Origin of the sequence: Paenibacillus sp. FSL H3-0469, from assembly GCF_038051945.1 — a bacterium.
Lineage (GTDB): Bacteria > Bacillota > Bacilli > Paenibacillales > Paenibacillaceae > Paenibacillus_AQ.
Genome location: NZ_CP150302.1, coordinates 5,277,159 through 5,290,144, shown reverse-complemented (window position 1 = coordinate 5,290,144; position 12,986 = coordinate 5,277,159). Strand labels below are relative to the sequence as shown.

Here is a 12,986-nt window from a genome sequence, read left to right as displayed (position 1 = left end):
AGGAGACTCGAATGAAAAAGCATGCCGTTCTATCCGCCGCTATCGCCCTGCTCATGGGGCTTCAGGCAGGAGCAGCCGTCCCGGCCGGTGCCGAAGGCAGCGGAAGCAGCCGGACAGGCACTTCCGGTGCAGCTGCAAGCGCTAAGACCGCCAGCCATGCAGAAGCGGTCTATAAGGCCGCGCTCCCGCTGCTGTCCAGCGGTAACCTGCCGGGCTCCATTTCCTATATGAAGACGAAGCTGTATGCAGTCACGCCGTATCAGGCGACTGTACTGACGCTGAAGCTGGAGAACCTGCATAAGGCGCTGCTCCCCTCCTGGGAGAAGAAATTCAGCAGCAGCGAGGTCCAGCGGAAGCTCCTCACCGTCTACAGAGGGGGAGTCAGCATGGAGAAGCTGGCTGAGAGTACGGATAACGCCGCCTTGCGCGCCCTGCTGCAAAGTGCGGGAGAGAGCGGATACAAGCTGGATACCGCCGAGGGCAGCTTTTACCCGGTGATTGATTATGCGGCTTACCGCAAATATAAGCCTTATGTAACGGAGGATATCAGCAGCTATATTTCCATTATGGCAGCTGAATCCGATCTGCCTCCTTCCAAGGATAACGGGCTGATCATTGCCTGGGGCGAGGTGGCCGACCGCGCGCTGACCCAGGAGCAATTCATCCAGACCTATCCCAAATCCAACCGGGTGCAGGCCGTCAAGAAGCTGTATGACCAGTATGCTGTGAACACCTTCTACGGCCAGAACAACACTCCGCTCTTCCATTACGATAATCTGGAGATGGATCTGGAGGCGCAGAAGGCCTACACCGGCATCCTGGCCAAGAACAGCAGCACAAGCGCCTTCCTGCAGAAGCTTGAGGGCTTCATGAAGCTGATGAAGAGTAACGGCTACCTGCTGGACGACGCGGCGGAGCAGTATCTGAAGACTGAGATTCCTCAGCCGTAGGCAGTTCAATTGAATTCCATACAACGCAAAACAGCCCCGTCCAGACTTTGCTGGGCGGGGCTTACTTTGTCTATATGCAGCTTCTCGCCGCACCTCAGATCAGCATACTGAACAGATTAACATCCTTGTTGATCTCCACGTAGTCGACGCCCTTCTGCTTCATCCGCTCAATCAGCGGAGCGTAGGCATCGGTGGACATCAGCTCAATGCCGACCAGGGCCGGGCCGTTCTCCTTCTCATTCTTCTTCGTGTACTCGAACCGGGTGATATCATCGTCCGGTCCGACCACCTCGGTCAGGAACTCGCGCAGGGCACCCGCGCGCTGCGGGAAGTTGACCATGAAGTAATGCTTAAGGCCTTCATAGATCAGGGAACGCTCCTTGATCTCCTGCATCCGGTCGATATCGTTGTTGCCGCCGCTGACGATGCAGACCACGCTTTTGCCGCGGATCTGATCACGGTACATGTCCAGTGCAGCAATCGGGAGGGAACCGGCAGGCTCCACCACAATGGCGTTCTCGTTATACAGCTCCAGAATAGTGGTACATGCCTTGCCCTCCGGCACCTTCACCACATCATCCAGCAGCTTCGAGCAGATATCGAAGGTCAGGCCGCCCACACGCTTCACCGCCGCGCCGTCTACGAACTTGTTAATCTCCTTCAGGGTGACCACCTCGCCGCTCTCCATAGCCTCAATCATCGAGGCTGCGCCGCTAGGCTCCACACCAATAACCTTAGTTGCCGGGCTCACCGTCTTGATATAGGTGGCTACACCGGCTGCCAGTCCGCCGCCGCCGATGGTGACGAACACGAAGTCTGCAGGCTTGTCCAGATTCTCCATCACCTCCATGGCGATGGTGCCGTTGCCGGCAATAATACGCGGCTCATCGAACGGATGAATCAGGGTCATGCTATGGTCAATGCAAGCCTGCAGCGCTTCATCATAGGCATCATCGAAGGTATCCCCCTTCAGAATTACCTCGACGAATTCGCCGCCGAAGCGCCGGACCTGCTTAATCTTCTGATTAGGAGTAGTGCTCGGCATGAATATCTTGCCTTTGATGCCTAGTGCCTTGCAGGAATACGCCACACCCTGAGCATGATTGCCCGCGCTGGCGCAGACGATGCCCTTGGCTCTGTCTTCGTCAGACAGACTGCGGATCATATTATAGGCTCCCCGGATTTTGAAGGAGCGCACAATCTGCAGATCCTCACGTTTCAAATACACATTACAGCCGTATTTGGCCGACAATACCGCATCCAGCTGGAGCGGCGTACGGACGATAACCTCCCGCAGCACATGGTGTGCGCGTACAATATCTTCCATTCCTACGATCCGGTTTTCGCCTTCTCTCATGTTTTTCCCGCCTCACTGTCTCTTTCTTATCGTTTCGCTTCTTGTAACATACTCTTCCGAGGACTTTTTTTCAACCCTTGTCCTCTCCACACACCATAACATCCACTGAGAGCGGAATTGAGCGCAGCAGCTCCCTGCCGGTAAGCAAGCGGGCGGCCCGGCATCTACCAGCCGGACCGCCCGCTCAACGCAGCCCTCTATACCTTAAACCTCGACACCGCACTCAGCAGCTGCGCCGAGCTGTGCTTAATCTCCTCCATCTCGGCCACGATGCTGCCGGACCGCCCGATGATCTGCTCCGCTCCGGCAGCAATGGCTCCCGCTCCTTCCGCCCCCTCATTCGTCGCGCTCCCCGTCTCGCTGATCGCAGTAAGCATGCTCTGGATGGAAGCCAGCAGCTCTTCCGAGGTGGCGCTGAAGTCCGTCACCAGCTCCTCGATGTACCGGGCATCCTCACTGTACCGCTCTCCGGTCTCCTGCATGGCATCGTAGTCCTCCTTCACCTGGCTGTCCATGAAGCCAAGCATACTCTCCGCAGCCTCCACCAGATTGGACACCGCCTCAATTACCGCCCCAGTCACTCCCTGGATCTCAGTCACCGTCTCACGCGAGTTATCGGCTAGCTTACGGATCTCCTCTGCTACTACAGCGAACCCCCGGCCCGCTTCCCCGGCCCGTGCCGCCTCAATTGAAGCATTCAGCGATAACAGGTTGGTCTGGGCGGCGATTTCAAGAATGGCGCCCGTAAGCGCGCTGATCTGCGAGATCGATCCCGACTGTTCAATAGCCGTGCGCAGCTTCTCTTCACTAAGCCCATACACGGTATCCGCCTGTGTGCGGGATTCCCTTGCCATCTCCTTCAGCCGCTCCGCCCGTATGTTAATTTCTCCGGCGGCTTCCGCCCCCTCCTGGGCTTTGCGGGCAATCCCGTTGACCGCAGCCTCGATCTGGGTTGTGCTGGCATTCATCTCCTCCATCGAGGCGGCGGTCTGCTGCAGGCCTGCCGACAGCTCCTCCGTAACCCCAGAGATTTCGGTGATGCTGCCGTCCAGCACGAATACGTTCTGCTCTGTATTCCCCACCGCGCCCGAGATACTCTGCGAGCTGTGCATGATCTCCTGAATCAGCGACTGCTGCGAGGCAATCATATCGTTGAAGCCCTCGGCCAGCACCCCGATCTCGCCTCCCGCGGTCACTCTTGCCCTCACCGACAGGTCTCCTTCCTTCGCCTGTCCGAACGCAGCTGTGAGCAGCGGAATCTGCTTCAGAATACTGCCGGAGACCAGATACAACAGAACAGACAGCACCGCGATTGAAGCCATAATCGAGAGGAAGAAAATCAGCTCGAAGCGCTTCAGCTCCAGCTCCGCATGCTTCTGCGGTACGATCAGCGCGACTGACCACTGGTTAGCCACAGCCGGTGAATAGGATACATAGCTGGGCTCGCCGTCCATGTCCGTCCGGATGACATTAGAGCCCCACTGCAGCATTTTATCGCCAACAGTCTTCCACGATCCGCCCAGGTCAGCCATCTTCTTCAGCAGGATATTATCGGGATTGGGATGGTAGATGAAGGTCCCTGTCTCATCAATCAGCACGGCATAGCCGCTGCCCTTATAATTAAAAGCGCCCAGCGCCGCTGTAATCTGCTCAATCGAAATATCTGCACTCGCCACACCGATCAGCTTGCCCGAATCATCAAGCAGCGGTGTGCTGACACTGACGACCATTTTGCCCGACCCGGCATCAATATAAGGATTGGTAATCGTAACACGCTTGTTCGCAGCCGTAGCGGAATACCAGCTTCGCTCCTTCAGCACGTAGTCTGCCGGAGGCTCGAATTCATCCTGGGTTATCACCTTGTTCACCGCATCCAGACCTATGTATACATTAAGCAGATTCTTATTGTTGTTCTTGATCAGGTTCAGCGTCTGGATCAGCTCCGTGTACCCGTCCGTAGTCTTCAGCGTCTGCGCATCGTTCACCCTTAGAATGAAGTCGCGGATATAGGCGTTGGCATTAAGCAGCGCCACACTGTCCACAGCAGGCTGCAGCAGGTCATTGACCTGTACCCCGATCTCCCCTTTCTCATATGTCAACGAGCTCTTCAGTCCGTCCACGATTAGCTGCTTGGCATTGCTGTAGATCACTACAGACACGGCCATGAAAATAACCACCACAGACAAAATCACTGACAAAAACAGCTTGCCGCGAATCCCCATATTCCTTAATGCCTTCATAGAACTCCCCCATCCCCATGTCAATAGACTCAGGCCTTAAGCTCTACCTGCGGCTATTCTCTGTCTTTTCGACTTATTTCTGCAAAAAATCCCTTTATCCCTGTACCGTTTCTCCGTAAGCTGTGAAAAAACTGTGACCATGTCAGGTATTTTAACACGATTATCCTGTCACACCCCTGTTTTCCCCTCATTCCGGCTTTTTCATGTCAGGTTTTTTACATAAAAAAAATACCCCCTCGTCTCTGCTGTATTCAGCAAATAAAAGGGAGTATGAGGAGTACACCGTCCTACTGTTCCAGCAGTTCTTGAAACCACTTCAGGTTCAATTCATGGTGTGCTCTGACATTATTCATCATCGATTTGGCCGTATCATAGATCTTATCTTGCTTGGCATCCAGCGCATGGTCAATCTCAGCAATCTTACGCCGTGTCTGCTCCATCTGCACCGCTACAGCCGCCTTGAATTGCTCAGAATCATATTGGTGGGCGAACAGCGTCGTCATATAAAAGGCTAACGTAATATCGTCTGTCTGCAGCGAGTATTTGGCCATCAGCCCTTTGAAATGCTCATCACCCTGCGGTGTAATCTCGTAGATATATTGCTCGGGATAGTTGTTGACGCTCACGACCTCCACCAGCCGGACCAAGCCTTCACCCGCTAACTTCTGGAGGTTGTAATACAGCGATCCCTTCGTCATATGAACAAGATACCTGTAATCCCGCTCCTTGAAGACACTGAGCAATTCATAAGCGCTGGATTGTCCGCAATCCTTCAGCAGACCCAGTATAAGTAAGGGTATAATAGCGAATTCCTCTTTCTGTATTTATTGAAAATCACCGAATTTATTGAAAATCACCGAGATGCTCCGCGATCCATTCTCTGAACGTATAAGGCTCCCGGCCAAGAATCGTCAGCACCGTGTCCGTCACGTCGAGCTTATGCTTCAGGCTATACTCCCAATCCTGAACTCTAAGGGTAATGTACTCTTCAGCGATGTACTTGCTCATATAAGAACGGAAGTCCCTGATCGTCTGCTCTTCCAGTTGAATGGATTGCCCCAGCTGCCTGGAGATTTGTGTTAATATGTTCCGCTGGCTAAGAATATTTGCTCCTGTGAGCGTCAAGACCTGCCCGGAGAATCTGTCAAAATCCGCTACAACCTCACTGATCACTTCGGCAATATCTGCTTCATGCACACTGGCCAGCTTTGCCTCCAGAGCCGGTAGCCGGATCGTCCCCTTATTGTATCTAAAAAGGTCCCTCCAGTAAACGGTATTATGCATGAAGGCCTCCGCCCGGATATACACATACCGAAAGCCATACGCCTGAATCTGCTCCTCGACCTTCTTATGTTTCATAGCGTTCTCATTGTAACTGGCATCCGAGCGGTTGATGGAAGCTGAGGATAAGAACACGATGTTCCGCACCCCCTTGTCCCGGGCCGCCTGCAGAATCTCTTCGGCATCATCCAGCAGGATCAGGAATAAGGTCTCCACACCGCTCAGGCTGTCTGACCAGGTGCTGCAATCCTTAATATCGCCAGTGACGATAGTCATGTTCATGTGGCTAGTCTGATCGCTCATCAGTTTCTCAGGTGTACGTGTGAGGGCTTTGAAATGGACAGCCTTAGACTTGAGGTGATGTACAACACGGCTTCCAACGGTTCCAGTTGCTCCAGTAATAAATAACATTAGGAGGACCTCTTTTCAGATAATTTAGTCTAATTAGACTACAATTCATAATATAGTCTAATTAGACCATATTGGCAAGGGTATTATCAAAAAAACACAGCCCCGAAGGACTGTGTCTGGTATTCATCTATAGCGTCTATTGCTTCAGCATCCACTTAAGCAGGTCCGGCAGGCTCGCCCACAAGCGCGAGTGCATAATTACATATTCAATCGCTTCATTGGGATCACCCATCCCGACAAAATCCGGAAGATTATTCGGCAGCCGCTTCAAGCCCAGCAGGTAATCCGGTACATGCTTGTTCACTCCGCGGGCTATGCGGTAGAGCATTTTGAGCTGCGAGGTAATCCCGTTCTTCTTGAACTCCAGTACAATCCGGTCATAGGCAAAAGCCGCCGCCGCATCCTCTTCACCGTAGTTCTTAATAATCCGCTCTGCTTCTTCAAGCTGGTTGCTATACAGGTATACAGCAGTCAGCAGATAGCGGGCACCGGTATTATCATCCTGATTAAGCTCCAGAATATGCTCCAGCATCTCTGTTGCTTCCTCCGCCTTACCGCCGAACCAGCAGGATTCCGCGTAGCTCTGGCAGATACGGATATAAGGACGGGTCTCATAGAGCCCCCAGAAGAACCCTTTATGCTTCGTAAAATAAGACTCGCCCAGCTCCCGTCTGCCTGCGGCGATTCCCGCCTTCAGCAGCTCGCGGGCGTCCTCCTCATTCTCCGTCTCCTCGGCCAGAATAAGGTAGGCTTCCGGGCTGTCCGGATAGAGCTCCAGCGCCTTCTCCGCCAATTGGACGCGGCGCTTCGCAGAGGTTGCCTCCATAGCTTGGGCCAGAAGTGTCTGTGCCTTCTCCTGCGGAGTTTCCGCTCCGTTCAGCGCCATCAAATCGTCCGCTTCCCCGGTCATGCCGTATTCCTCGACATAGTTATAGATCTCTTTAACCTTGCGGGAGATCGTGGCCGTGGTAATCGCGTATTTATCCGCCAGCTCCGCCTGCGACAGCATGAAGCCGTATTCCTCGGACAGCAGGTATTCGATTGCCGCACAGAAGGAGCCTGTCTTCTTCACGGCCGGCTTGGTCTGGCGGGAGAAACCGTTCCACAGCAGCAGTGCTTCCAGAATCAGCTCCCGGTCATACTGGCTTCTCATGTGCTCGATCAGCTCCAGCGCCAGCTGTTCATGGGCCGGATGCTCCCAGTTCAGCTCCTTCGCCACCATCTTCTTCAGCTTAGGCAGCGTTAGCTTGCCCGCAGCAGGGGCCGCACTTACCGTAGCCGGTTGTTCCTCGTGCACGATTACGCCGGGGATGGTCACAGGCGCTTGCGCAGCTGCATCTCCTGCGTTAACCAGCCGCAGCATCGACTGGGCCGCCGCTCTGTCTTTCTCCATGCAGCATTTCTTATATTTGTTCCCGCTTCCACACGGGCATAAGTCGTTTCTTCCTACCTTACTCAAAACTAATTCCCCCTTAAATCAGTAACTGTACATCCGCATAAGCATCGCTGTTATTGTACTATTATAGCATTCGTTATGGAATTGTTAAAAAAGGCCTTTCCTTAGAAAGGAAAGACCCTTTATCTGTATATATCCGCACATTTTCCCCCGTACGAGTTGTATTATAGCACTTCTTCTACAACTTGTCAGTCCTTTTTTTGGGACTTTCTCCTCAGACCAGTGCCTTCATTGCGATATCACTGCGGTTTTGTTTACCTGCAAACGTAATACTCTCCGCACTGGCATAGGCCGATGTACGCGCTTCGGCAATGGTGGCCCCCAGGCCTACCACTCCAAGCACGCGGCCGCCGGTGGTCACCCATCCGCCGTCTTCGCTGCGTGCGGTTCCGGCATGGAAGACCAGCGCAGAGCCGCTGTCTTCCAGCCCGCTGATCGGCACACCTTTCGGGTAAGGCCCGGGATACCCCTCCGAGGCAAGCACCACGCAGACTGCCGCTTCGTCACTCCACTCGATCGGAATATCGGCGAGTCTGCCTTCGGTCACCGCCAGGAAGATCTCCAGCAGATCGCTTCGCAGCCGGGGAAGAACTACCTGGGTCTCCGGGTCGCCGAAGCGGGCGTTGAATTCAATCGTCTTTGGTCTGCCGTCCGGCGAGATCATCAGCCCGGCGAACAGCACGCCGCTGAAGGGCCGTCCCTCAGCTACCATAGCCTTGGCTGTCGGTTCAATAATCGTCTCCACCGCTTTACGGATGATCGCTTCATCGATATGCGGCAGCGGGGAATAGGTCCCCATGCCTCCCGTATTAGGTCCTTTATCGCCGTCGAATACAGGCTTATGGTCCTGAGCCGCAGCCATCGGCCGCACCGTTTCACCATCCACGAACGCCAGAATCGACATTTCCTGCCCGGCAAGGAACTCCTCAATGACTACCTGCGCCCCTGCTTCCCCAAAAACCTTGTCGACCATAATCTCCTGAAGGGCCTGCTCCGCTTCCTCCCGGGAATACGCCACGGTTACCCCTTTGCCTGCGGCCAGGCCGTCCGCCTTGATGACAATCGGCAGCTCTTGGCTCCGCAGATAAGACAGGGCTGTCTCATAATCGCTGAATTTCTCATAAGCGGCTGTCGGAATGCTGTATTTATGCAGCAGATCTTTCATGAAGGTCTTGCTGCCCTCAATCTCTGCGGCATTCTTACGCGGGCCGAATACAGGGATATCCTGGGCTTCGAAGGCATCCACAATGCCTGCAGCGAGCGGATCATCCGGTCCAATGACTACCAGACCTACCTTCTTCTCCTTGGCAAAAGCGGTCAGCTTATCGAACTCGAAGACGCCGATCGGCACACATTCCGCAAGCTGCGCAATCCCGGCATTGCCGGGAGCGCAGTAGATTTTACCGGCACGGGGACTGCGGGACAAGCTCCAGATGATCGCATGCTCACGTCCGCCGCCGCCGACTACTAAAATATCCATAAGGCTCTGATCCTCCCAACGTGCTAGTGTTTGAAGTGGCGTACGCCGGTGAAGACCATGGCAATGCCGTATTCATTGGCAACCTTAACCGATTCCTCGTCCTTGATCGAGCCTCCCGGCTGAATAACTGCCGTAATGCCCGCCTTCGCAGCCATTTCCAGGGTATCGCCCATCGGGAAGAAGGCATCTGATGCCAGAACAGCACCCTTCGCTTTCTCGCCTGCTTGCTCAATGGCAATCTTGGCCGCACCGACACGGTTCATCTGTCCTGCACCTACACCGACCGTCATATCGTCAGCCGCCAGCACGATGGCGTTGGACTTCACATGCTTCACGACCTTCCAGCCGAACAACAGCTGCTTCAGTTCTTCTTCGGTAGGCTTACGGTCGGTTACCACTTGCAATTCCTCAGGATTCACAGAGTGTACATCGCTCTCCTGCACCACCATTCCTCCTTCAATGGAGGTGACCACAAAGCTGCTCTTGCGGGATGCGGCAGTGCTGAGGTTGCCCAGCTTAAGCAGGCGGATATTCTTTTTCTTCGTGAGGATCTCCAGCGCCTCGTCCGTGAAGCCTGGGGCCAAGACGATTTCGAGGAAAATATCCTTCAGCAGATTAGCCGTGTCCGCATCAATAATCCGGTTGGCTGCCACAATTCCGCCGAAGATGGAGGTAGGGTCCGCATTGTATGCTTTTTGATAAGCTTCATAGACACTTGTGCCCACACCGACTCCGCAAGGATTCATATGCTTCACGGCTACAACGGCAGGCTCTTCGAACTCTTTGACAATCTGGAGCGCCGCGTTCGCGTCATTGATATTGTTGTAGGACAGCTCTTTGCCGTGCAGCTGCTCGGCAGCCGTAAGGGTATCCTGCGCCGCCAGCGGCTTGCGGTAGAACGCAGCCTTCTGATGCGGATTCTCCCCGTAGCGCAGATCCTGGATTTTCTCATAAGTGACCGTATAGCGCTCCGGCAGCGGTTCACCGGTGACATTCGCCAGATAATCGGCAATCAGGGCGTCGTAAGCCGCCGTATGGCGGAAGACTTTGGCCGCAAGACGTTTGCGGGTTGCAAGGGTTGTATCTCCACCGGCGCGTACTTCTTCAAGCACATTCGCATAGTCGGCCGCATCGACCACTACACTGACAAACGCATGGTTCTTCGCTGCAGAACGCAGCATCGTCGGCCCACCGATATCAATGTTCTCGATCGCCTCTTCATAAGACACATCCGGCTTGGCAATCGTCTCCGCGAACGGATACAGATTCACCACGACGAGGTCGATGTAATCAAGGCCAAGCTCATTCATCTGACGGGTATGCTCTTCGTTGTCACGAACGGCCAGGAGGCCGCTGTGTACGGCTGGATGTAAGGTTTTGACGCGTCCATCCATGATCTCAGGGAAGCCGGTAACGTCAGAGATGCCAATGACCGGAACGCCTTCCTTCGCGAGAAGTGTGCTGGTGCCGCCTGTGGAGATAATTTCTACGCCTAATGCAGACAACTCGCGGCAAAAATCCACGATGCCCTGTTTGTCCGATACGCTGACCAGCGCTCTCTTGATACTCACTTTGAATAGTCCTCCTCTGGATTCACGCTAGATTATTGGGGTATTGTAAGAGTTACTTGATGAATCGGCTGCTCTTGAAGACGGCTTGCACCCACTCATTGGCGCTGCTGATTTAGTTGGATTTTTGTTATCTAATTCCGGCGGGGAAGCACGTAGCGGGGCAGTAGTTGGAAAATGTACACTTAAATGACGCCAGATATGGTCAATCATTCGATTGGGGCCGGATTAGCTGTACTTTTTCCACTTACGCTCCGTTCACCGCATAGATCAGCCAGATTAGATGGAGAAAATCCACCTGTTCCAGCAGCTTAGCTTATCCCCGTGCCTATGAATGTTTGCCGGATGAACTCCGGATGATTACAGCAACGAATCCTGTAGAACAAACTATTAATTTAGAATTTCCTGGAGTTTCTGTCCTGCTATTTGTGCTTCTGTCCTTATGCCAGCAAACCTGTATTTTCGCAATTTCCGGCCATGCCGCCAGAGCTTCCGTCAATTTCTGACGCCTCAGCAGTATTTCCCGAGAAATATACAGCTACTTCTATTTATCGCCAATGGTCGCCATTCTTCCGTTCAATTCTACTTTTCCGGCGGCAAAAGCACTTACCACCTCAGGATATAGCGCGTATTCCACCTGATGGATGCGTGCAGCCAGCGATTCGGCGGTATCTCCAGACTGGACCTCCACGCTGCGCTGGGCAATCACCGGTCCCGTATCCATGCCTCCATCTACAAAATGCACGGTCACGCCCGTCAGCTTCACGCCATACTCCAGCGCCTGCCCGATGGCGTCCTTCCCGGCAAACGCCGGCAGCAGCGAAGGATGAATGTTGATGATCCGTCCGGCATACGGTGCGAGCAGAACGGGGGAGATCAGCCGCATATAGCCGGCCAGCACCACCAGTCCGATGTTCCGGCGCTGCAATTCAGCCACAATCGCGGCCTCGTACTGCTCCCGGCCCGCGAAGTCCTTCGGCCGCAGCAGCAGAGCAGGAATTCCTGCCTCCTCTGCCCGCTGTGCTACAGGCGCTTCCGGTTTATCCGAGACCAGCAGCTCTATGCTGCCTCCGCCCAGCCTGCCCTCCCGCTGTGCCTGGACCAGTGCAGCGAAATTGCTGCCCGTTCCAGAGGCAAAGACAGCGATTCGGCTCCACTCCATCAGACTTCAACTCCCGTGAAGGTAACGATGCGCTCTCCTTTAGTAACCGTGCCGATCCGGTAAGCCTCTTCCCCGCTGGCCTTAAGCAGCTCCAGCGCACGCTCTCCGTCCGCTTCCGCCACTACCAGCACCAGCCCCACGCCCATATTGAACGTGGTGAACATGTCGCGGTTGCTTACCTGCCCCTTGCTCTGCATCAGGCTGAAGACCGGCTGAATCGGCCAGGAGCCGTAGTTGATCTCTACATTTACATTATCCGGCAATACACGCGGAATGTTCTCGATGAACCCGCCGCCGGTAATATGGGCCATGCCCTTGACCGGAAGCTGTTCGAGCAGAGCAAGCAGCGGCTTCACGTAGATCCGGGTTGGAGCCAGCAGAACGTCCGCCAGCGGCGCTCCCAGCTCTGGTACAACCTCATCCAGGCCGTAACCGTCTTCCTCCAGCAGCAGCTTGCGCACCAGCGAGAAGCCATTGCTGTGAATCCCGCTCGAAGCCAGTCCAATAACTGTGTCTCCTGGAGCAATGTCTGCTCCGGTGACCAGCTTCGCCTTATCGGCCACGCCGACAGTGAATCCGGCGATATCATATTCGCCCGCCGCATACATGCCCGGCATCTCGGCAGTCTCGCCGCCGATCAGCGCGCAGCCCGCCTGATGGCAGCCTTCCGCGATCCCGGATACGATGGCTTCAATCTTTTCCGGCACAACCTTATCGCAGGCCAGATAATCGAGGAAGAACAGCGGCTCAGCGCCCTGTACCACGATGTCATTCACGCACATGGCGACCGCATCGATGCCAATCGTGTCGTGGCGGTCAGCCGCGAACGCGATTTTCAGCTTCGTGCCCACACCATCTGTTCCCGATACGAGAACCGGCTCTTCGTACTTGTCCTTATTCAGGCCGAACAGGGCGCCGAAGCCGCCCAGCTCCGTCATCACTTCCGGACGGTATGTGCGCTTCACATGCTTCTTCATGCGTTCTACTGCTTCATTGCCAGCCGCAATATCCACTCCGGCTTTCTTGTACGCTTCTGACACGTTTGGACACCTCATTTAGATTAGTTTAGAGCGCGGGTTCG

General features: G+C 54.5%; 10 protein-coding genes. 1 reads left to right on the top strand and 9 read right to left on the bottom strand.

Annotated features, from left to right (window positions below):
- Window positions 1–11 precede the first annotated feature (11 nt).
- Window positions 12–950, top strand: coding sequence for a hypothetical protein (locus NSS83_RS23265; protein ID WP_341346567.1), 939 nt, complete (start codon window positions 12–14; stop codon window positions 948–950).
- 94 nt (window positions 951–1,044) lie between these two features.
- Here NSS83_RS23265 and ilvA read toward each other — a convergent pair whose 3' ends face one another.
- The 9 genes from ilvA to purM form a co-directional block, all read right to left on the bottom strand.
- Window positions 1,045–2,307 carry a threonine ammonia-lyase IlvA gene (gene ilvA, locus NSS83_RS23260; protein WP_341014658.1) on the bottom strand — a complete coding sequence of 421 codons (1,263 nt, stop codon included), beginning with the start codon at window positions 2,305–2,307 and terminating at the stop codon, window positions 1,045–1,047.
- Between the two features lie 197 nt (window positions 2,308–2,504).
- Entirely contained in the window at window positions 2,505–4,547 is a 2,043-nt protein-coding gene (locus NSS83_RS23255) for a methyl-accepting chemotaxis protein (RefSeq protein WP_341182655.1), read from the bottom strand.
- A gap of 287 nt (window positions 4,548–4,834) precedes the next feature.
- Window positions 4,835–5,323 carry a PadR family transcriptional regulator gene (locus tag NSS83_RS23250; RefSeq protein ID WP_341348759.1) on the bottom strand — a complete coding sequence of 163 codons (489 nt, stop codon included), beginning with the start codon at window positions 5,321–5,323 and terminating at the stop codon, window positions 4,835–4,837.
- A gap of 67 nt (window positions 5,324–5,390) precedes the next feature.
- Window positions 5,391–6,239 carry an NmrA family NAD(P)-binding protein gene (locus NSS83_RS23245; RefSeq protein ID WP_341346566.1) on the bottom strand — a complete coding sequence of 283 codons (849 nt, stop codon included), beginning with the start codon at window positions 6,237–6,239 and terminating at the stop codon, window positions 5,391–5,393.
- A gap of 136 nt (window positions 6,240–6,375) precedes the next feature.
- On the bottom strand, window positions 6,376–7,698 hold the full coding sequence (locus NSS83_RS23240) for an SEC-C metal-binding domain-containing protein (RefSeq protein WP_341346565.1): 1,323 nt from the start codon (window positions 7,696–7,698) through the stop codon (window positions 6,376–6,378).
- A gap of 211 nt (window positions 7,699–7,909) precedes the next feature.
- Window positions 7,910–9,175 carry a phosphoribosylamine--glycine ligase gene (purD, locus tag NSS83_RS23235; protein WP_341346564.1) on the bottom strand — a complete coding sequence of 422 codons (1,266 nt, stop codon included), beginning with the start codon at window positions 9,173–9,175 and terminating at the stop codon, window positions 7,910–7,912.
- 23 nt (window positions 9,176–9,198) lie between these two features.
- Window positions 9,199–10,746, bottom strand: a complete 1,548-nt coding sequence (gene purH / locus NSS83_RS23230) for a bifunctional phosphoribosylaminoimidazolecarboxamide formyltransferase/IMP cyclohydrolase (protein ID WP_341182659.1) — start codon at window positions 10,744–10,746, stop codon at window positions 9,199–9,201.
- 541 nt (window positions 10,747–11,287) lie between these two features.
- Window positions 11,288–11,905, bottom strand: coding sequence for a phosphoribosylglycinamide formyltransferase (gene purN / locus NSS83_RS23225; protein WP_341182660.1), 618 nt, complete (start codon window positions 11,903–11,905; stop codon window positions 11,288–11,290).
- Window positions 11,905–12,945: a phosphoribosylformylglycinamidine cyclo-ligase gene (gene purM, locus NSS83_RS23220; RefSeq protein ID WP_341182661.1), complete on the bottom strand. Its 1,041-nt coding sequence runs from the start codon at window positions 12,943–12,945 to the stop codon at window positions 11,905–11,907. The genes purN and purM overlap by 1 nt, the downstream gene beginning before the upstream one ends.
- Between the last annotated feature and the right edge of the window lie 41 nt (window positions 12,946–12,986).

Coding starts and splice junctions, on each gene's coding strand:
- NSS83_RS23265 (WP_341346567.1), top strand. CDS start 12: ATGAAAAAGCATGCCGTTCTATCCGCCGCTATCGCCCTGCTCATGGGG.
- ilvA (WP_341014658.1), bottom strand. CDS start 2,307: ATGAGAGAAGGCGAAAACCGGATCGTAGGAATGGAAGATATTGTACGC.
- NSS83_RS23255 (WP_341182655.1), bottom strand. CDS start 4,547: ATGAAGGCATTAAGGAATATGGGGATTCGCGGCAAGCTGTTTTTGTCA.
- NSS83_RS23245 (WP_341346566.1), bottom strand. CDS start 6,239: ATGTTATTTATTACTGGAGCAACTGGAACCGTTGGAAGCCGTGTTGTA.
- purD (WP_341346564.1), bottom strand. CDS start 9,175: ATGGATATTTTAGTAGTCGGCGGCGGCGGACGTGAGCATGCGATCATC.
- purN (WP_341182660.1), bottom strand. CDS start 11,905: ATGGAGTGGAGCCGAATCGCTGTCTTTGCCTCTGGAACGGGCAGCAAT.